Origin of the sequence: Nostoc sp. ChiQUE01b, assembly GCF_034531255.1 — a bacterium.
Classification (GTDB): Bacteria; Cyanobacteriota; Cyanobacteriia; order Cyanobacteriales; family Nostocaceae; genus Nostoc.
Window position 1 is genome coordinate 38,448 of sequence record NZ_JAVRBM010000027.1, and the last position, 19,521, is coordinate 57,968.

Below are 19,521 nucleotides of genomic sequence, written 5' to 3' on the forward strand. Positions count from 1 at the left end.
GTAGAACTGATATCTGGAGGTATTTTTATTTACTCTGATTAGTAGCTCGACAATTAAGTACTACTTTCCTTTTTTCTCATCCAGTGCTTTCTGAATTGCTTCTCTACAAAATTCTGGAGGGTCTTCCTGTGCCTTCACCTCTTCCTTCATTTCCTTGGTGACACGAAAATTTAATTGTTCGGTTAACTTAATCTCTCTATCTGACGGTGCAGGTTCTAAATTCTGAGGATTACCTTTAGGATTAGGCATTATTGCGAAAAGTAAATATAGCTTGATTGGAAGGTTAACATTCAAATAGAGTTTTAAATCGGTGGTGTTTTCATCCTGGTAAATGGTTCACCACCGATACCACTTTTATAAATGGGTAACTCTATTTTATGTTCACAAGGTCAGAACTCGAAATCAAAACCACTGCTGAGTTGAGAGACTTATGTAGGCGTTACGGATTAAAGCCTACTGGGAATGGAGGCTACAAGACTAGTTGGATTGTCACCTTAATGGCATTTCCACAGATAGCACTCACTCAACTAAGCCAGGGAAGAGGATTGAAGTCACCAGGCTTTAGCGTTATTCAATTCCTTGAAGGGGTGGTAGATGAGATGAATTCACCCACTGATGAGCAAGCAGCGCTGATCAAGCTGACGATGGAGGGCAAAGCGATGAGCTATCCTGACAGATATGATCAAGAGAATTTGCTTAACTTGCACAAAGCTAAGATGCACCTTGAAATGGCGATCGGACTGCTAACCCAGTAAATCAGTTTAAGACCATAACACACCCTAGTCCCCAACATCCTAAGCTTAGGGACTTTTTTATGTCCTATATACCCAAAGTTCTTAGAGTATTAGTCTAAGAACTTTAGGGATATAAGATAGATAGGAATAGGGAGTAGAAAGAAATAGTAAATTGATTTTGCAAATTAAATTAGAAAATTACTAGACAGATAATTCCCTCAACATAGTAGTTCAAATGTTCTAGTAAAGGTCAAATACTAGAAAATTAGTAGAAATAAAGTGTAACAGGCATGAAACCATTGGAAATAGGTCATTCTGTTGATTCCCGATATAACCCAGCAGCAATTGAGGAAAAATGGCAAAAAACATGGGTAGAACTTGGCTTAGATAAAACACCGACAGCTAGCAACAAGCCAAAATTTTACGCTCTTTCCATGTTCCCTTATCCATCGGGCAGCCTACACATGGGTCACGTCCGTAATTATACGATTACCGATGTTATTGCCCGCCTCAAGCGAATGCAAGGGTATCGAGTAATACACCCAATGGGTTGGGATGCCTTTGGCTTGCCAGCAGAAAACGCCGCCATTGACCGTGGTGTACCACCAGCAAAGTGGACTTATCAGAATATGGCTCAGATGCGGCAACAATTGCAGCGTCTTGGTTTATCCATTGATTGGGAATGTGAACTTGCTACCTGTTCACCAAATTATTACAAGTGGACACAATGGATTTTCTTGCAGTTTTTGCAAGCAGGGTTAGCTTATCAAAAAGAAGCAGCTGTAAACTGGGACCCTATCGATCAAACTGTACTGGCAAATGAGCAAGTTGATAACGAAGGACGTTCTTGGCGCAGTGGGGCAATAGTTGAGCGCAAATTATTACGCCAGTGGTTTTTCAAGATTACCGATTATGCCGAAGAATTACTCAATGACTTAGATAAATTGACAGGTTGGCCGGAACGCGTCAAATCGATGCAAGCAAACTGGATTGGCAAATCTACAGGCGCTTACTTAGAATTTCCTATTTTTGGGATAGATGAAAAAATCGGCGTGTACACCACATGTCCAGATACCGTTTATGGTGTCAGCTACCTAGTGTTAGCACCAGAACATCCCTTAACAAAGCGCGTCACCACAAAAGAACAACAAACAGCAGTAGAAGCCTTTATTAAAGAAGTTTCTAATCAAAGTGAGTTGGAACGTACCGCTGAAGACAAACCTAAGCGGGGTATCCCCACAGGTGGTAAGGCAATTAACCCATTTACAGGGGAAGAAGTGCCGATTTGGATTGCTGACTATGTACTGTATGAGTATGGTACTGGAGCAGTGATGGGTGTACCAGCACACGATGTCCGGGATTTTAAGTTTGCCAAAAATTACGATTTGCCAGTTGATTTTGTTATCGTTTCCCCGGATGATGTTGCAGGTTTTGACTTAACCCCAACATCAGAGATTGATGAAGTCACGCAACTCATTCAAATTGAATACAACCAGGCATACACTGAACCAGGAATTTTAATTAATTCTGGGGCTTTTACTGGTATGGCTTCCACAGATGCGAAACAAGCAATAATTGAATACGCCCAACAACAAGGTTTTGGTAAAGTGCGGGTGCAATATCGCTTGCGGGATTGGTTAATTTCGCGGCAGCGTTACTGGGGCGCACCGATACCTGTAATTCACTGTCCCAACTGTGGGATAGTACCAGTTCCTGACAAAGATTTGCCAGTACAGTTGCCAGAAGAGGTGGAATTTACTGGACGTGGCGGTTCACCTTTAACTCAGTTGTCAAGCTGGGTAAATGTACCTTGTCCGACTTGTGGCACTCCAGCGAAGCGGGAAACTGACACGATGGATACTTTTATTGATTCCTCGTGGTATTTCTTGCGCTTTCCTGACGCTAAGAATCAACAACAGGTTTTCGATTCTGGTAAAATAAACGACTGGATGCCAGTCGATCAGTATGTGGGTGGGATTGAACATGCGATTTTACATTTGTTATATTCGCGGTTCTTTACTAAGGTTCTGCGGGACAGAGGCTTGTTAAACTTTGACGAACCTTTCCAACGTCTGTTAACTCAAGGGATGGTACAGGGTTTAACTTACTTAAATCCCAACAAGGGTGGTAAAGATAAATGGATTCCTTCTAATTTGGTCAATCCAACCGACCCCCGTGACCCTGATACAGGTGAACCATTGCAACGTCTCTACGCTACCATGTCTAAATCAAAGGGCAACGGTGTAGCACCAGAAGATGTAATTTCTAAATACGGTGTAGATACAGCGCGGATGTTCATCTTGTTCAAAGCGCCGCCAGAAAAAGATTTGGAATGGGATGAAGCCGATGTGGAAGGACAATTCCGCTTTTTAAATCGGGTTTGGCGTTTGGTGACAGATTATATTGCGGCTGGGGTATCCCGTAAAAAAGCTCAACTCTCTGATTTAACTAAAGCAGAAAAGGAGTTACGGCGGGCAATTCATACAGCTATTCAAGCGGTGACAGAAGACGTAGAAGACCAATATCAATTCAACACAGCTATTTCAGAATTGATGAAGTTGAGTAATGCTTTAACTGATGCCGAAGCGAAAAATTCACCAATTTATGCAGAAGGAATTCAGACTTTGGTGGTGTTACTAGCACCCTTTGCACCACACATTGCTGATGAATTGTGGCATTTATTGGGTGAAAGTGATTCAGTTCATACTCAAACTTGGCCATTATTTGACCCGGCTGCTTTGGTAGCTGATGAAATTACTTTAGTGATTCAAGTTATGGGTAAAACTCGCGGCTCGATTCAAGTACCAGCACAAGCAGATAAAGCAGCGTTGGAGAAATATGCCCGTGAATCAGAAATTGCCCAGCGTTACATCGAAGGTAAAGAGATTAAAAAGGTAATTGTAGTGCCTGGAAAATTGGTGAATTTTGTAGTTAGCTAAGTACAGCTTTGCATAAAATCGTCACGAGTTGAGGGTTGAAATTTAAACGCAAATGCGCTTCTCTACGAGACGCTACGCGAACGCCTTCCCGCAGGATAGAGGCGCAGATAATTTGCTACAAATTAATGAAATGTTGTACTTAGAATCGATAAAATTGTAAATGTAGCCTGACAAAACATCAGAGGATTTACATCCGTGACACTCAAAGAGTTAGAACAACAACTTCTTGCCCTCAGTCCTGATGAAAAATTGCAGGCTATACAGTTACTTGCTCAAAGTCTTGGCAACAATTGGCAAGGAATTGAAAAAACTCCTAGAGTCTGTGGTGGAGAGGCTCGTATCGCTAAAACTCGTATTCCCGTTTGGGTACTTGTGGAAGCTCGCAATCTTGGATATAGTGATGCTGACCTTTTGACGAGCTATCCAACCATTACAGCTACAGATTTAGCTAATGCTTGGGTATATGCAGAAGCTCATCCCAATGAAATCGAATTGGCAATTGAGCGTAATCAGGTTGCCTAATCGATGGCACGATTTTATGCAGATGAGCAGTTTCCATTTCCAGTTGTAAAATTATTACGCGCTTTGGGACATGATGTTTTGACAGTTCAAGAAGCAGAAAATGCAGACTAAAGTATACCTGATGAGGAAGTGCTAGCATTTGCCATAAGTCAAGAACGCTCAATATTATAGCAGGAGGCAGAAGGCAGAAGGCAGGAGGCAGGAGGTAAAACATTACTATTCCTAACACCACGCTTTCAAGATGTCCTAACCTTTAATTCGCTTGCTATAACTATCAACAGAGTTGATTTTATCCGTTTGCATCGTCGTGATGTTAACCACTTCGGTATTATTGTTTGTACGAAAATTGTAATTGGGAACAATTTGCAGCACAGATAGATGAGGCTGTGGCAGCAGAAGTAACGTTGCAAGGAAAACTAATTCGTGTGGTACGTCCAGTCACTTAAAAAGGTTTTGATGGAACGCGCAAATGCTAAAGTCGTCAAGTATATGTTGCAACAACTCTCTTAGCAGTAGTTGACTTCTCTGGTGTATGTGTATTTAAAAACATCTATCCGATCATCCAGAGAGTTGGACTGTTTTATTTATACACAACAAAAAAGCGCTTGAGAGTTTTGCTCACTCAAGCGCTTTTCCGTAAAAGCTTATACCAACTCACTCGTTTGATGCAACATTTGAAATCTGCAACACTCCCTGAGGAGGGAGTATTACGGGGATAACTTGTGACAAACATGTGGTGAAATGGTATCACTCCTTGCACTAACTAAGAATATCTCTTTTGTAAGAATACCGGGGATCTAGTGAGTGACAGTTTATGAACTGAACACTAGTTAAAAACGACTCACCGTGAATAGTAACTAAGGAGACTAAGCATGATTGTAGCAATTTTGTAAGTATAGTATAAAAACTTATAGTTGATTAGCGCCCGCTGTCGGCATCGCTTACTACTAAGTGCAGTATCAAAAAGTGCAGCAAATAGTAGCATAGATATCTCAACTTTTGCGTCAAATTAGTCGCTATCGAATAAGCTAGAAAAGGCTTGGATATTAGTATCGAAGCGATTTTGACTCAAATAAATCATAGATGAAGGTATTTTTTAGAGAATGGCAACCCAAGAACAAATCTTTAACCCAAATAGATTGAAAAGTTTGGGTTGGGTATCTTCTATCTCTTAGCAAACGGTGACATCCAAGTGTTCCGTATAGTGTAGGGGGTTACTTCTTTCGTGGAAGCAAAACACAACTTTTTCACCGACAATTACCGCGATGTTCAAAACGATTTCGCGTTTTTTTATAATAGGAGTTATGCACAGGTAACGGAAAACGAACCACAGAGGACGCAGAGGTCACGGAGAAATGAAAGTTTGAGAGGGTTTTTGCGTAAGTCCTATATAAAAACAACTGAGGTAGATTATAGGTAGATTTTAAGAATTTATCGTACCTATGCCTCATCTAGATAGATGTTTCATCTTTGGCTAAAATAGCCGTTCGCCTACGAGCAGACACCTTAACCTGGCATCTATGTGTGTGGTAAGATTGCCTGGAACAAAGGTTTTATCTGAGTTGGAGTCTGGTATAAATTGCAAAGGTCAAGCTGACCGATCGTTAACTCCCAGGATACTTTTCCTATGAATTTGGAAAATATACAACAATGCTGGTGACGAGCTGAGTGGAATTTGTAGATGAATATCTAGGATTTGCTATCAGACTTAACCAACTTCCCACAATTTTGACTTTTATTTAACTTTTAGGATAGACACATGAACGATAAGCTGATGCTGATGATTCCAGGCCCTACACCGGTGCCAGAAGCTGCCTTACTGGCATTAGCCAAGCATCCGATTGGGCATCGTACTAGTGAATTTAGCAACATATTGGCAGAGGTGACAGAAAACCTCAAGTGGCTGCACCAAACTCAAAGTGATGTGCTGATGCTGAATGTCAGTGGTACGGGTGCTGTAGAAGCGGGAATAATTAATTTTCTCTCTCCAGGCGATCGCATTTTAGTTGGTTCTAATGGTAAATTTGGCGAACGCTGGGTAGAAATCGGTCAAGCCTACGGTTTGAATGTAGAAGAAGTTAAGGTGGAATGGGGAAAACCCTTAGACCCCGCAGTATTTGCCGAAAAACTCCAAGCAGATACCCAAAAGCAAATCAAAGCCGTAATCATTACCCACAGCGAAACCTCGACGGGTGTGTTGAATGACCTAGAAAGCATCAACCGCCACGTTAAAGAACACGGTGAAGCTTTAATTATCGTTGATGCCGTCACGAGCTTGGGTGCATTCAATCTACCTGTGGATGCTTGGGGTTTGGATATTGTCGCTTCTGGTTCCCAAAAAGGTTATATGATTCCGCCGGGATTGGGTTTTGTCTCTGTCAGTCCCAAAGCTTGGGAAGCTTACAAAACTGCAAAGCTACCGAAATATTATTTGGACTTAGGCAAATATCGCAAAGCCACAGCTAAAAATACAACTCCATTTACTCCGCCTGTGAACTTGATCGTAGCGTTACACACTACGTTGCGAATCATGAAAGAGGAAGGCTTAGAATCAATATTTGCTCGACATGAACGGCTCAAAAATGCTACTCGTGCCGCCATTAAAGGATTAAATTTACCCCTGCTGGCAGCAGATAATTCCGCTAGTCCGGCGATTACGGCTGTAGCACCACAAGGAATTGAACCGGATAAGATTCGGTCATTGATGAAAAAACGGTTTGATATTGCTTTAGCTGGTGGTCAAGATCATTTGAGCAATAAAATTTTCCGTATTGGTCATTTGGGTTTTGTGAGCGATCGCGATATCCTTAGCTGTATAGCATCCTTAGAAGTTACCCTCACAGAACTTGGCTACGAAGACTTCACCCCTGGTTCTGGTATAGCAGCAGCAGTTAAAGTGTTTAGTCAGTCTTAAGTACTAAATCAAAAGAGCGAGTTAAATTATCAACTCGCTCTTTTGATTTGTATATAGAGTAGAAACCGTTAGAGTCAAGAGAGCTATATATCAACCTTTGCATCAGGTAGAGTTGATGTGACATTCCTCAATCCTCCTAAATGACACCAAGTTGCCCTAGATAGTATTATTTGCTTTGAAGAAAATCGTACTGTATCTTTGACACCAAACAAAACTAACTTTGGCAACTTAGTATCATCCAAAATTGGCATAAATATAGTATTGTTTGAGAGCCTGCTAATATGCATTTGGTAGAAACTTTTAAGCCAAAGTCTAAAATCTACAATCCAAAATTGCTATAACCTACGCCGTCTCCAGCCAATCATAAATTTGTTCTAATTGCTCTAGAGTAATTAACCCATATTGCCAAAGAATCATTGCCAAAGGGCCTGGGTCTTGCTCCCGATGCCGAAGCGCCACCGCTAGTGATGCTGTGGAAATTGCCAAATCTTCTTGCAAAAAATGAATCAGTCGAGAATATTTTGATGGTGACATTTGGATCTCACCTCCTTGTGCAGAATGTATTGTCATATATCAGTTCACCATTACTCGGTAGACAGTAGCCAGTATTTCATCTCTCACTGTGCCGTTATCGGCTATACACCCCAGCACAGTTTTTGTTAATCTGCCTTTAAAAAAGGCTTCCTATAGATGGTCTGAGAAATAAAAATTCTCATACAAGTCATCTGCTAGCTTATTAAGCAGTATTTTTACCTAATTAAATTGGCTTCATCTTATTTACCTTTGTGTTTTATTTAATTACACAGGTAGTAATAAAGATTCCATAGCCTATACTCTCTTATTGGCGACTATTTACACTTGCGCCCAAGGGAATATTTTTGAGACCAAACCTGAAGACTGCGATTTCAGGTTTGAGACAGTAGAATTTTACATTATTACTACAGTTTTTAAATAGTAGCGTTACAAGTGCTGTTTGACCACATAAAGTGATATTTTTTACAAAAACAACATATATTTCGACCGTATAGGCTCTCAACCGAGTAATTACCCAAGTTTTTATCCCCGCAAAGCACCGGAGTTTCAAAACTCAATTTTGAGAATATCGCCCACTTTCAACTTCAATTCGGCAGATCTTCCAGAACGAAGTTCAATCACCTTATCAACTGGTGTATTGGGACCATAGGTAGGACAAGGCTCACTTGCACAAGGAGGTGCAGCAACCTGAATATATTTAACTACACCTTTATGTAGAAATACCATGTCCAAAGGTACAGGTACATTCTTCATCCAGAAACTGACTGGTTGTGCAGAAGGGAACCCAAACAGCATCCCTCGGTCATCTGGCAAAGCTGGCCGATACATTAACCCCATCGCTTGCTGTTGTGGCGTCTGCGCTACCTCTAATTGAATGGTTGTACCATTAGGCACAATGGCTTTAGCAGAAATTGGTAGTTTTTGACCTAAACTCTCTGGTGCTGGAGCTTCAGAACCAGAGCTAAGGCTAGGAGATTTAGCTGTTGTTGGCACAGAACAACCCATCAGAAAAATACTCAGCACTATCGAGAGCAAACTTAGCCGACGAGTCATATAGCTTTTCGATTTTGTAATTTAGATTTCAATTTTACAGTGTTGTAGGCAGAAAAACCCCTTGGGTGGGAGGTAGCAGCACCCAAAGAAAGCATTCCCAATCTGAAACTGGGAAAGAGGTAAGGAGATAGGCAAACTTCCGTTACAGTATACTAGGATTCTCTTAAAACGTACCCTACGCCTCGCACTGTTTGAATGAGGCGCTTTTGACCTTCATCTTCGATTTTTAACCGCAAGTAACGGATGTACACTTCAATTACATTCGACTCACCCAGAAAGTCGTAACCCCAAACATTTTCGAGAATTTGTTCACGGGTTAACACCTCACGGGGATGTTCCATTAAGAATTTTAATAGTTCAAATTCCTTCATTGTCAAGTCAATTGGTCGCCCGTTGTGTATAGCACGGCGAGTTGCTATGTCTAAAATTAAATCCCCAAAGCGTAATTGCTCCGTGGTATCCACATCGGGTTTTAAGTAGAGGCGAATTAACTTCAAAAAATCTTCTGAGCGGTAAGGCTTGAGGATGTAATCATCCGCCCCAGCTTCTAAACAAGCTACACGATCGTCAACTGTATCCCTTGCCATTAAAATCAATACAGGCGATCGCATACCAGTGCTTCTCAGATTTTTGCACAATGAGAGTCCTGATTCTCCTGCTAACATCCGGTCTAAAACAATTAAAGCAGGTTGGCGATCGCGACAGTGTTGTAAACCACTCGTCGCATCATGAGCCAAAATTGATTCATAGCCGGCTTCTTGCAAATCGCAAGAAAGCTGATTGGCAAGGCTCTCATCGGTTTCAACCACCAAAACACAGGGACTTTGAGCAACTGTCATAACAATTTGAGATATTGGATTTGGGATTGTAAAGATATTCCAGAGAAAATCTTTACCTCAGTTATAAAGTGCAATTACGAGTTTTTAGTGATGGAGTAATCTGATTTGACACGCTGCTAAGGAATGTTTTAGCACGTTCAGGTGTCAGCCATCGAATTCTCGGATGCAATCTTAATAACTAACTTCAAATACATCTCTATACCAGTAATTCTGGAAGGAAATCAGCAAATGGGGGAGTAGGGAGTGGGGAGTGGGGAGTGGGGGGATGAGGGAGAAATCAATTCAAAATTCAAAAACTTTTGCCTTCTGCCTCCTGCCTCCTGCCTCCTAATGACTACGGCAATTCTACCGAAGCTGGTTTAGCGATATGTGGTAAACCCCAACCTAATTTTTCTCGCAAAATTCGGAAAAACTCAGGCGGTTGCAGGCGAATAAATCGGGCCCTATATTGCGATCGCTCCATATATACTCGATCTTCTGGTAAGATATAGCACCCTCCATTACCATCTACTACCATTACCAGCCGAGGGATATTGACTGGGTAGATATTGACCGATTCAGTATCTGGAAATACCAATGCTCTAGAAGCTAGGGAATGGGGACAAATTGGTACTAGCTGTAAAACAGGTACGCCAGGAGTCACCACTGGCCCACCAGCACTCAATGAGTAAGCTGTAGAACCAGTAGGCGTAGAAACAATCACACCATCTGCGGCAATATCTACTGGCGCATGATGTCCTATGGCAATTTCAAAATGGCACATAGAGGTCAAAGGTTCTCGGTGTAGCACCATTTCATTTAGGCATAAGGCTTCCCATAGCACTGAATCATCCCGAAACACTTTGACATTGAGCATAGCTCGTTCTTCAATTTCATACTCACCTGCCATCACCTGTTCTAGTGCTTGGGGCAATTGATTCAGGAAAGTTTCTGTCAAAAATCCCATGTGGCCGGTATTCACTGTTAGCAGTGGAATACCACAAGGGGCTACTTGACGAGACGCTGCTAGAACAGTGCCGTCTCCCCCTAATACCACTGCAAACTCCATATCTGAGTCAAAACCAGGGGGTGTCAGACCGTCAATGGGGGTGTGGCACACAGGACTCTCCGGGTTAGGGTAGCCCAGTATACCACCAATACTCGATGTGATACATACATTCCAACCGGCTGCGGTTAGCTTGTCTTTCAACTCGATAGCGACACGGCCCGCTATCGGTTTAACGTCATTGTAGATAATGCCTGCTTTCGGCACACTCAAATATCCAAGTTTAGGCGATGCTCTGTATTATGTAATCGTTACACATTTTTGGTCATGTAGTCATTAATCTAGAGTCAAATATCCAGAGTCTAGAGTTTTACGACTAATGTCTGTTTTGTCATGACTATTGACTATTGGCTTTTGAAGACTCTTTAAAAGGAGTTTTTTTAGGTTTCTGCTTTTTATTTTTATTTTTTTGGTAGTCTACCTCTTTGAGCTTCTTCATTATTCGGCTGAAGTACTCTTGTAGATAGCTTTCTAGGGTTGTGGTTTGTTGCGGATCTAAACCAAACACTGTGTATACTTCATCCATTGAAGCATTTAACTGTTTACCACTAGCCAATACTTCTGTAAACGCTAGCCTGTCTGCAACGTTCCATCCCCACTGAAAGAATCGCATAATACCCCGCACAGCACGCAGTAAGTTTATTGGCATCCGCGTTACTCTGGCATCTTTTCCAGATAAGCGTTCGCACAGGTTGATAATTTCTTCTGCACTCCATGCACGAGTACCGACTACAGGAAAAGCTTGGTTTTCCGTTTCTGGTACACTCAATGCTCGGATTGCAAACTTAGCAATATCCTGAGTGTCCATATAGGCGATGGGAGAAGAATTACCTGTTACCCAAACTGGCTGTCCTTCCAAAATGGGAATCCCATACTGACCAATTAACCCTTGCATAAACCCAGCTAGCCGCAAGATGGTATAATTCAAGCCTGACTCAGCCAAGAATAGTTCTGTACACCGCTTAATTTCCATTAGCGGCACTTCTGGATATTTATCAGCATCTAAAATCGAAAAGAAAATAAAACGCTCTATACCCGCTGCTTTTGCTGCTTGAATCAATGCTACTTTGCCTTCCCAGTCCACTTGTTTGATACTCAGTGAATCTGTAGGGCGAGATGTTGAGGCATCAATAACTTGGGTTACGCCAACTAAAGCTTCTGCTAGGGTATCGGGGTAACGTAAATTTCCGGGGACGAGTTCTGCACCCCATTCTTTAAGAAAAGCTGCTTTTTTACTGCTGCGGACAAGACAGCGTACTTTATATCCCTCATCGATAGCACGACGAGCCACTTGTCTTCCTAAGGTGCCAGTGGCACCGACGATTAATAATGTCATGAGGGTTGTAATATATCTTAATGTTTTATGAAAAGAATGTTATCAGAATAACCTATGCAAACAAAAGTTTACATCTTTTCTCAGAAAATCAATTTATTTGGATAGACTTATGAAAAAATAGCTGTCCGATTAACGGACAAGCTTTTTTCTCATTTCGATGACAAAAGGGAGTAGGGAGTAGGGAATGGGGAGTGGGAAGAATAATAACTCTTGTACAGACGCGATTAATCGCGTCTCTACTACTCCTAACTCAGCACTAATTATTCTTCTGTGCCCTGAATTTTCAGTAATAATGCGCCTAAGCCCCAGCCTACGAAGATTAAACCGAAAGACAATAGAGCTGCATTCAAAATTTCGCCGCCCATTGGTGTGATTCTCCTTATGCAATGTGGTGTGTAAACTAGGTCTACTAGAAGCTTTTTAATAGTTGCTAGGATTAGACCTGTGTAAATAATTTTAAACTAGTTTAGCAGGTAATCCCTACTGGCTTGGGGGGCAATGCCTACTGTTGGGAGAAAGGATATGGGTAAATTGAGAAAATTTAATGAGAATAATTATGAAGATATTTTATGTATCAAAATAATCAAGGTAATTTAGTAAATTTTGGCAAAGAGAATCGTCCGCGTTTGGCGCTGACGTTAGGAGATCCGGCGGGGATTGGGCCGGAGGTGATTTTGAAAGCTTTAACTGATCCAGAAATTTGTAAAAAATATGACGTTACAGTAGTGGGTAACGGAGATTTGCTCGCACAGATTTATCACAAACTGAATTTAACTGAGAATTTAGTAGCTTTGGCAAATCCAGATGAGTTGTCAGTCAGCGATGTGCAGTTGGATGGAAAAATTAAAGATCAAATTACTTCAGGAATAGGTAATGCAGCTAGTGGTGCGGCTAGTTTTGCATATATGGAATATGCGATCGCTCAAACACTGGCTGGTAAATTTGATGGTATTGTCACAGGGCCGATCGCTAAATCTGCTTGGAAAGCCGCAGGATACAATTATCCAGGGCAAACGGAACTTTTAGCACAAAAATCAGGTGTTGACCGTTTTGGGATGTTATTCGTAGCGCGATCGCCTCATACTAATTGGACACTCCGCGCAATACTAGCTACCACACATATTCCCCTACGTCAAGTAGCCGATGTGTTGACACCGCAGTTGTTGACACAAAAACTGGATTTGTTGGTGGAGTGTTTAGAGAAAGATTTTGGTATATATAGAGGAAGAATTGCGATCGCCGGGTTAAATCCCCACAGTGGGGAACAGGGACAACTTGGACATGAAGAACAGGATTGGTTAATTCCCTGGTTGGAGCAAGAGCGACAAAAGCGACCACAATTGCAACTAGATGGGCCGATACCGCCAGATACAATGTGGGTTAAGCCTGGTCAAGCTTGGTATGGAAATTCTTTAGTACAAAATCCAGCTGATGCCTACTTGGCACTTTACCACGACCAAGGCTTAATTCCGGTGAAGCTGATGGCATTTGATCGGGCAGTTAATACTTCTATTGGTCTTCCTTTCGTTCGGACTTCACCTGATCATGGAACAGCGTTTGATATTGCAGGTAAAGGAATTGCTGATGCTACAAGTATGAAAGCAGCAATACATTTAGCGGCTGAATTGGTTAGTCGAAGATTGGCGGTGGGTTGTGGTTAAAAGTTCTTTGTTGCAATATTTACTAGGAGTTACCCTGTTATTTATTCTCCTTACTTGGGTAAATATTCGTCCTGGCTTGCGATGTATATTTGGATAATGCAGTATTTTAGAGTCTGAATCGCTATGTAGTGAAAATCCGGAGGCGATCGCGCAAACTTCACCAATATTTAACAAAAACTAATAATAAAAGTATGATTTACTAGTAAATCATACTTTTACTAAGTCCATACGTGGTTTAAATGATGTTCCCAAACTAAGCGCGGCTGGCATTGCTGTTGATGTAAGTAATACGCACGAGAATAACCGCTCAGGGAAAAAATTGGCTGCCAAAGCATTTTTGATAGTACGTACTATGTGCGTACTTATATTATTATTAAGTTTTTTAGAAATACTGTAACTTTTATATGTCAAATGCAACTTTTTCAAATGGTCACGCCCTAATGATCGGTGTTGGTTTTGACTTACCAGTTACTGTTAAGGATGCAATTGCTTTACGTGATGTGTTAGTAGATCCAAATCGTGCTGCATATCCGCAGCATCAGGTTCAACTTTTAACAGAGGATAAAGCAAATCGGCAAGAAGTCATTGAAGCTTTTGATCATCTGAGCGAAAATGTAAGTAAAAATCCTGATGCCACAGTGATTATTTACTTCTCTGGTCATGGCGGTCGTACTGTAGGTCTGAATGGAATATCTGAGTATTTCTTGGTGACACACGATTATGCTCAAAGGAGACAAACTAATAAGGCTATTTCTGGAGATGAATTCACAAAGAAGATTGAAGCTATCAACTCCCGTAAACTTATTGTGTTACTAGACTGCTGTCATGCAGCAGGTATGCCAGCACTCAAAGATGGAGAAGAAAACTTTATAAAATCACCAGTACCTCCAAGCTTATTACAAGCCTTAGATAGTGGCAGAGGTCGTGTTGTAATCGCCTCCTCTCGTGAAAATGAGAAGTCTTACACAGGTAATCCCTATAGTGTATTTACTACCTGCTTGCTTGAGGCTTTGGGAGGTAAGGCGGCGAGAACCCAAGACGGTTTTGCACGCATACTTGATGTTTTGACTTATTTAGTTGAGCAAGTACCCCTCAAAACATCTGATTCCTCAAAATATCGTTTAGGTCAGCAACATCCATTTGTTAACAATATAAGTAATTTAGATGAAAACTTTGCCCTTTGTTATTACGCTGGCGGTAGTAAAGACGTACCTAACTCGATTTTCACACACACAATTGGTCAAGGTCGAGTATCACTATTTAAACAAAAAGAATTAGAGCGGTTAAAACAAGATTTTGAAATGCTTGAAACAGAACGTTATCAATTGTCTAACAAATTAGGTCAGTTAAAAAGCAATCTAAATTATGAATCCGACGTTGCAAGTAGGATAAAAATCGAAAATATAATTAATCGAGATCAGGAAAGAGTAGATGATATTGATAAACAGCTTAGTAAAATGCAAGAAAAAATAGAGTTGATTGACATAGATTTTAACAGCATATAGGTAATTTATATGAATTATTTAAGGATGGATAAAAATGTATCCATTTAAACAAAAATCTCTGGAACAATACCATGAAATATGCAATAACCTTAATAAAGAATGTTCTGATTTACTAAAGATAATAGCAGAACTAAGAAATGACTTGAATCTTGAATCAGATTCTATGAATAGAATCAAGCTTAATACAGAGATAATAAAAAAGGAAAATCGTAAACAAGAAATTGATGGCCAGCTTAAAGAATTAGAAGCCCAAATAAATCATCTTGAACAAGAAATTCATAAAGACAAAGACAAACAAGGCACTGATAGAATAGAGAATGTATTAACATATGCTCAACAACAGAGTACAACTTCCTCCGTAAATGAGAAGGAACAAACACTCGAAAACGATTATCAGTTTCAAGAACTACTTCAGGTATCTGAGAAATCTAAAAGTGTTTCCGAATTAGATAATGTTGATAGTACACCTGAAAGTGTTAAAGCTGAATCATTATTTAAAAATGATGAACCAATTGAAAATACTGTTTTATATACAGCCAGTTTCTTCCCTCAACTAGGCCCTCATGAGTTTGATATTGTAGTTTCATTTTTATTAAAAGAGCAACCACCATTATCTCTGACAATTCAATCTAAAATAACAACAGATAATGGAGAGGTTAAAATAATTGAAACTCAGGAAAAAAAGCCTTTAATTGAGGTTTGGAAAAATAGCCTGAATCAACCTGATAAGTTTTTGGGTAAATGCTACCTTCAGGCAGTCCGCTTAGAAGATTCTTCCCTTGTAATTGATTTTTCATTACCTCACCTGAGAAAAGAGCTAAAAGAGTATTTAGAAGAACAGCAACCTCTATACGTAGAAAATCAATTTAAGCGGGTTCAAATCCTACTATTCGTTCCTTCACCCAAAATTGCCACAAGTGCCATAGAATTAACAATTCAGATGGCAATTTATCATCCAGATATTTATAGAGAGAATTGGCTATTAGCAATTATCTTAGAATTAACCGAAGAAGCTGATTGGAACATTGATGTTAGTCTTAAAAACGAGCAAAAGCTTCACAAAATGCTAGCAGAGATTGAAGCGGAACAAAGAAGAAATATTGTCTTTACACGCATATCATTTTTGATATATAAAATGTTAAAAACTTCTCAGTTAAAGGGTGTAGCTGAGAACTTTATGGAAAGATTAATATCGGAGCAAAGATATGATGCTGTTCTAGCAATTGTCAAAGATTTGTATTCGGTGGCGGAATTTAAAGGACTTTATTGGGTAAAGCAGCTATTAGATCGGGGAAATGGAGAAATTCGTTCTGATGCTTATAAATTCTTGTTCAATCTCCTGAAGCAAAGTAGTTCCAAAATTTATGAGATACTAGAGCTTATTAAAGAATGGCTACCTAGCTCAAACCGTTCTCCAGAAAGCTATTCTCGCTCTAATGAATATGCCTTACAGTTATTAGTTGAATATTGCCTTGAGACGACATCAAAACTTGATGAGAAATACTATGGTGACTGGCCATCCAAGTATCAACTGTTTGTACCTTTGCATGGTAGCGATGCGGATAAAAAAATAGCAATCATAATTAGCTGGCTGTTCCATCCAGATAATGAAGGAAATTTAGCACTCAAGCATATCGTTGATAACAATATTAACCCCATACATGTCATTGGTGGCTTAATTGCAGATTGGTTCATGATTTTGCAGGGTTTGGATAAGAAAGAACCTGCTCCAGAAGCTGCTGAATTGGTTAATAAGTTGCTTCGGCAAATCATCCAAACGATTAATCGTTCCCGACAAGCAGAACTTATTCAGGTTTGGACATATCTGACTGAATACTTCCTGAGTGCATCTGAATTGCAGGGTCAATCTGGCAATTTTAAACTCAAGAGACAACTTAGTTATAAACGTAATTTAGTTAGACAACTTAACAAACAATTCAAATCTTTGCAAATAACTAACTTAGTAACTAAAAAAGGAGATTAAAATGAGTCAAGTATATCCTCTAGATAAAGTCATTCGGAAAGTTGATGCGGCTACTAAAGCTAATTTCTCTAATAGAGAAAAAATTGTAATTATTGACAGCCGCTCCAAAGAAATAATTTCAGGATGGAAGCGCTTAGTTACGGGTAATTTAGCATATTACCTTGTAGCTAATACTAATGATGCTGCCAATATTACTGAGTGCAAAGCTCTTATTTGCCAACTGAAAGATTTTGCAAATGACCGTGAAGTCACAATTTCGATAAATTATCAAGCCAGTTGTCAACCAGGAAATGAGGAGAAGGTAGCTCAATCTCTCTGTGGTGATCATAAACCAGGCGAGCAACTTGCTGAAAAAATCCAAAGTTATATCGATAAATTTAGCCGTAGCAAGGCTGCTGATTTTATTGAGAATTACTCTATTAATAAGCTAATAGAGTTACAGAATTTTGTACAGAATGAAGTAACACAAGAGGTTGGTCTAAAGTTTGATTTAAGGCTTTCCCTCGCTAATGAGGAGTATTTGAAACCTTTCTCCACAGGTTTAATTCAATTCCCTGTACACGTTCGTGATTGTACTGATGACTTAGACCTTCAGATGCAAATTGAACTGATAGTTGATGAACAAAATAAAATCAAGGCTCTAGCAAATTTTGGTAAAGAAGTACTGTTAGTGAATTTAGTTGAAGAGGAAGTCAAAAAATATTTACTTGAAAACATTACGCTTCACAGATTTTGCTATGAGCTAAAAAATACTGTTAGCAACGAAGTTATCGCCTATTTAAATAAAAGCCAAAGTCTAATTAACAAAGGTCGTAAAGTCAGGTTTTTATCTCTTGCGAGTAATTCAGTTTCTTCACTTCCAGAAGAAATTGTGGAAATTCAATATGATGTTGAATGTAAATATCAAGGATATCCAGAACCTAAGCCAATCTTTATTAAGAATACAATCCAAATGTTGCTTAACAATATTGGTAAGTATAGGTTGGCACAATCTCCTAATTTAGAAGTGTGGGTTAAAAGTAAACTGGAAAGAATTGTTAAGCCTTTATTGCTTTATAAAGAATATATTGATATTTTATTAGATTTTGAGCCAATAGCTGCAAAAATTAGAGCAGATATGGAAGAAGCTGCTAAACCTCTTGGCTATGAAATCAAGCATATTGTGTCAAGACCAAATTTAAAAATTATCGAAGTAATAAAAGGCTTTAATATTGAAATAGAAGAAACTAACTTAGCAACCAAAGATGCTAATGTTAAGGTTAAAGTAAGTACTTTTGTTGCAGGTAAAATAGAAAATCCTAGAGAGATAAAAGATTATCTAAGTCCGGATGTTGATCTTGAGGGCTTAATAAAGCAAGCTATCCATAATGCTGTACGAGAAGTTTTACATAGTATTGAACCAGAGCGATATTATCTGCGATTTTACTTTCCTGCTGTAGATGAACAGGGGAAGTTAATCGAAGAAAAATCTGTTGAACAAGAATTAATAGACAAAATCAAAGAAGTACTAGAACAATCTTTCTATGCAAAAGTTAGTACTATAATTCCTAAACCACTGAATACAGAAATTACTGAGCGATATCAGGAGTTATATGAAAAGATAGGTTCATTTGAATTTGAAGTACCTTCACTCAACGGTGATGAAGCCCCAGTTGAGTTTGAAGGTGATTTTCAAATTCAAGGTGTTGAGAAAAATAGTTGGTATATATTCCAGTCTCGACTACCCAGAATAAACGACATCAAACAATCTATTGAAAAGAGCCTCAAAGCCAAATTAAACACTTTAGATGATGAAATCCTCCAGTACACAGATACTGAAAACTTATTGCTGTTAGAAGATTTCATCAATCAATGGATAAATAACCCTGTAGGAAGAGGTAGTATTGCTAATCAATTCGGCTTAGAAATCAGTATAGGTAATCTGTCGCGCTCACGTACTGCAATAGAGGAAAGTCGCTCAAAAGTTAGGCAAGAAATGCAACATGTTGAGTTAGATGATGCTTTAGCACACCTCACAGCCAGAAGAAACCAGATTGCAGCACAGAAACAAATTGCTGCACAAACACATGAAGCTAAATCGTTAGAACTTTCTAAGCTCTATGAGCAACGCGCTCGAATTCTTGCATTACCAGACAACGAAGATGAGCTTGAAGAGTTAAATACGAAAATCAATGATTTAGTGAAAGAGATTCCTACTCCTTCTTTAGAAGAGGCTAAAAAGAAGCTGAATTTATTGAAGCCTGAAAAGCCGAAATCTAAAAGTCTTGGTGAAGTTACACAGCAAATTACGCGGCTAACTAATAAAAATAATCCAGCTATCACTTCTGGTAGTGACATAAAGCTTTTAGGAGAAGACAAAAAAGATGGCGAGTAAGCAGTAGGCAATCAATGTTAAATTCTTATTTAATACTTGGTTGCTGAGGGAATATTTCTAAGTCGTACTGTTATCTGATTA

Annotated in this window: 17 protein-coding genes; 9 read left to right on the forward strand and 8 right to left on the reverse strand. The window is 39.6% G+C overall.

Features of this window, described 5'->3' with window-relative positions; all coding sequences use genetic code 11:
• Positions 1-60 precede the first annotated feature (60 nt).
• A complete protein-coding gene (locus tag RMY63_RS18825; protein WP_292705282.1) occupies positions 61-249 on the reverse strand; it encodes a hypothetical protein in 189 nt (62 codons plus the stop codon).
• Positions 250-377: 128 nt separating this feature from the next.
• Between RMY63_RS18825 and RMY63_RS18830 the strand changes: the two genes are divergently transcribed.
• From RMY63_RS18830 to RMY63_RS18850, 5 genes are all read left to right on the forward strand, one after another.
• Complete coding sequence (locus tag RMY63_RS18830; protein ID WP_322730159.1) at positions 378-755, forward strand: hypothetical protein; 378 nt, start codon at positions 378-380, stop codon at positions 753-755.
• 269 nt (positions 756-1,024) lie between these two features.
• Positions 1,025-3,673, forward strand: coding sequence for a leucine--tRNA ligase (gene leuS, locus RMY63_RS18835; RefSeq protein ID WP_322730160.1), 2,649 nt, complete (start codon positions 1,025-1,027; stop codon positions 3,671-3,673).
• A gap of 195 nt (positions 3,674-3,868) precedes the next feature.
• The gene (locus RMY63_RS18840) at positions 3,869-4,195 is read left to right on the forward strand and encodes a DUF433 domain-containing protein (protein WP_322730161.1); all 327 of its coding nucleotides are present in this window, start codon (positions 3,869-3,871) and stop codon (positions 4,193-4,195) included.
• Between the two features lie 3 nt (positions 4,196-4,198).
• Positions 4,199-4,306 carry a DUF5615 family PIN-like protein gene (locus RMY63_RS18845; protein ID WP_416212533.1) on the forward strand — a complete coding sequence of 36 codons (108 nt, stop codon included), beginning with the start codon at positions 4,199-4,201 and terminating at the stop codon, positions 4,304-4,306.
• Positions 4,307-5,954: 1,648 nt separating this feature from the next.
• The gene (locus tag RMY63_RS18850) at positions 5,955-7,109 is read left to right on the forward strand and encodes an alanine--glyoxylate aminotransferase family protein (RefSeq protein WP_322730162.1); all 1,155 of its coding nucleotides are present in this window, start codon (positions 5,955-5,957) and stop codon (positions 7,107-7,109) included.
• An 83-nt stretch (positions 7,110-7,192) separates the two neighbouring features.
• Here the strand turns inward: RMY63_RS18850 and RMY63_RS18855 are convergent, their stop codons facing one another.
• From RMY63_RS18855 to RMY63_RS18885, 7 genes are all read right to left on the reverse strand, one after another.
• Positions 7,193-7,360: a hypothetical protein gene (locus tag RMY63_RS18855; RefSeq protein ID WP_322730163.1), complete on the reverse strand. Its 168-nt coding sequence runs from the start codon at positions 7,358-7,360 to the stop codon at positions 7,193-7,195.
• A 91-nt stretch (positions 7,361-7,451) separates the two neighbouring features.
• Positions 7,452-7,679, reverse strand: a complete 228-nt coding sequence (locus RMY63_RS18860) for a DUF2949 domain-containing protein (protein ID WP_012410503.1) — start codon at positions 7,677-7,679, stop codon at positions 7,452-7,454.
• A 510-nt stretch (positions 7,680-8,189) separates the two neighbouring features.
• Entirely contained in the window at positions 8,190-8,696 is a 507-nt protein-coding gene (locus RMY63_RS18865; protein ID WP_322730164.1) for a DUF192 domain-containing protein, read from the reverse strand.
• Between the two features lie 152 nt (positions 8,697-8,848).
• The gene (gene nblR, locus RMY63_RS18870) at positions 8,849-9,535 is read right to left on the reverse strand and encodes a response regulator transcription factor NblR (RefSeq protein ID WP_322730165.1); all 687 of its coding nucleotides are present in this window, start codon (positions 9,533-9,535) and stop codon (positions 8,849-8,851) included.
• A gap of 334 nt (positions 9,536-9,869) precedes the next feature.
• Positions 9,870-10,787, reverse strand: coding sequence for an NAD(+) kinase (locus RMY63_RS18875; RefSeq protein ID WP_322730166.1), 918 nt, complete (start codon positions 10,785-10,787; stop codon positions 9,870-9,872).
• Between the two features lie 130 nt (positions 10,788-10,917).
• Positions 10,918-11,916 carry an SDR family oxidoreductase gene (locus tag RMY63_RS18880; protein WP_322730167.1) on the reverse strand — a complete coding sequence of 333 codons (999 nt, stop codon included), beginning with the start codon at positions 11,914-11,916 and terminating at the stop codon, positions 10,918-10,920.
• A gap of 260 nt (positions 11,917-12,176) precedes the next feature.
• Positions 12,177-12,281, reverse strand: coding sequence for a PetM family cytochrome b6-f complex subunit 7 (locus RMY63_RS18885; RefSeq protein WP_094344256.1), 105 nt, complete (start codon positions 12,279-12,281; stop codon positions 12,177-12,179).
• Positions 12,282-12,485: 204 nt separating this feature from the next.
• Between RMY63_RS18885 and pdxA the strand changes: the two genes are divergently transcribed.
• From pdxA to RMY63_RS18905, 4 genes are all read left to right on the forward strand, one after another.
• Positions 12,486-13,577: a 4-hydroxythreonine-4-phosphate dehydrogenase PdxA gene (gene pdxA / locus RMY63_RS18890; protein WP_322730168.1), complete on the forward strand. Its 1,092-nt coding sequence runs from the start codon at positions 12,486-12,488 to the stop codon at positions 13,575-13,577.
• Positions 13,578-13,981: 404 nt separating this feature from the next.
• A complete protein-coding gene (locus tag RMY63_RS18895; protein WP_322730169.1) occupies positions 13,982-15,082 on the forward strand; it encodes a caspase family protein in 1,101 nt (366 codons plus the stop codon).
• Between the two features lie 34 nt (positions 15,083-15,116).
• Positions 15,117-17,066 (forward strand): hypothetical protein, encoded by a 1,950-nt coding sequence (locus RMY63_RS18900; protein ID WP_322730170.1) that lies wholly within the window; start codon positions 15,117-15,119, stop codon positions 17,064-17,066.
• 1 nt (position 17,067) lies between these two features.
• Positions 17,068-19,440 (forward strand): hypothetical protein, encoded by a 2,373-nt coding sequence (locus tag RMY63_RS18905; RefSeq protein WP_322730171.1) that lies wholly within the window; start codon positions 17,068-17,070, stop codon positions 19,438-19,440.
• Positions 19,441-19,521 lie beyond the last annotated feature (81 nt).